This window comes from Pseudomonas sp. BS-2016 (assembly GCF_001806145.1).
In the GTDB taxonomy this organism is placed as follows: Bacteria; Pseudomonadota; Gammaproteobacteria; order Pseudomonadales; family Pseudomonadaceae; genus Aquipseudomonas; species Aquipseudomonas lundensis.
This window is the reverse complement of record NZ_MLCT01000158.1, coordinates 1-1594: the sequence shown is the minus strand read 5'-3', so window position 1 is coordinate 1594 and position 1594 is coordinate 1. Positions and strand designations below refer to the sequence as shown.

The window sequence follows — 1594 nt, the reverse complement described above, 5'->3', positions numbered from 1 at the left end:
AGGCAAGCCAGCTCCCACATTTTGCTCAGCGTTCTACAGGGACGGACAATGCCGGATTGCCCAGTGGGTGCGTACGCGCGGTAAAGAACCTCAGTTCCACATTAGAGCCCTCGAACAGCTCCATATACCGCCGCTTCTGCTGACGAACAAACCCATCACTGCGCCCCGACACCGAGATCGCCAGGGTGCTGATGCGGGCCTGGCCGATAGCTTCTACCAGGTGTTTATCCTGCGGCCCCAAGTCATGCCCGAAGATGCACAGCGCGCCTTCATGGCTCAACAGCTGTTCATAACAGAACGACAGATAATCCGAACTGCGGATACTTTTGAGTTTCTCCTCCACCTTGCCTTCACTGACAAACAGCGGCACATCGTCGAGGGTCTTGATCGTGTTGTTGATGGCAAAACTGCTGAGCAGGGTGCTGTCGGTGGACGGCAATTTGCGCGCCGTGCCGTCGAGGTTGCGCACCAGGTGCAGGCCTCCGTGCAGGTACAGGATGCGGGTGATGTCGGTGCGCGTATTGCGCAGGTCGAAGCTTGAGTCGGCGCTGCGAAACAGGTCGTCGATACCCGGTGCGTGCAGGGTCGCCCAGTAGTTGAGCAAATCGTAGTTACTGGTGAATACGGTGGCGTAGGTGGCCAGCTCCGCGTTGATCGTCGCCAGCGTCGACGGTTGCACCAGGCGCCAGGGAATGTGCACGGCATGGATGGTGTTGATCAGTGCTTCCTTGATCGCGTAGTAACGGTTACGCGGCGCCGCCGAGCTGACCGCCAGGGCCTTGTTGACCCGGCTGGTGGTTTTCAAGGCGCCCAGGGCTTGCTCGAAACTGCGGGTTTGCAAGGCGTCGAACACGCTGAGCTCGGAGGCGCTCAGGGGTTTTTCTTCGACGGTACGGGCGTTTTCGAACAGCGAGTCGTAGGCAAAGTCTTCCCAGATCGTGCGGCTGGCGCCGTTGCCGATCAGAATCCCGCTGAAGTCGACGGCAGCGCGCAGGGCACTCCAGTCTTCAAGGTGGGCGTCAATATCCTGGAAATCCTTCATTGCGGCGGGTCTACTCGAAATCGGCTGGGGGGTGACTTTATCACGAGCCGGCATTGATCCTGATCAAGATGCGCCACGCGGTACAGGTTGATTCTGTCGGCATAAAGCCTTTGAGGATTGATCATGAGCAGCACGTTCTTCATCCCCGCCGTCAACATCATGGGCATCGATTGCCTCGACGAAGCGATGACCGCCATCCGCAACTACGGCTTCGGCAAAGCGTTGATCGTCACCGACGTCGGCCTGGCCAAAGCCGGTGTGGCCGGCATGATCGCCGAGAAGCTGGCGATGCAGGATATCGACTCGGTGATCTACGACGGCGCCAAGCCCAACCCCAGCGTGGAAAACGTCGAAAAAGGCCTGGCGTTACTGCAACAGAGCGCCTGTGATTTCGTCGTGTCCCTGGGCGGCGGTTCGCCCCATGACTGCGCCAAGGGCATTGCCCTGTGCGCCACCAACGGTGGGCGTATCGGCGACTATGAAGGCGTGGACCGATCGAGCAAGCCGCAACTGCCGCTGGTAGCCATCAATACCACCGCTGGCACGGCCAGC

Annotated in this window: 2 protein-coding genes; one reads left to right on the top strand and one right to left on the bottom strand. The window is 59.7% G+C overall.

Annotation, left to right across the window (positions count from 1 at the left end; all coding sequences use genetic code 11):
* Nucleotides 1-25: 25 nt before the first annotated feature.
* Nucleotides 26-1042 (bottom strand): DUF4917 family protein, encoded by a 1017-nt coding sequence (locus BKD70_RS23290; protein ID WP_054898732.1) that lies wholly within the window; start codon nucleotides 1040-1042, stop codon nucleotides 26-28.
* Nucleotides 1043-1165: 123 nt separating this feature from the next.
* Here BKD70_RS23290 and BKD70_RS23285 point away from each other — a divergent pair.
* A partial coding sequence (locus tag BKD70_RS23285; RefSeq protein WP_139145825.1) for an iron-containing alcohol dehydrogenase occupies nucleotides 1166-1594 on the top strand: 429 nt, incomplete at its 3' end.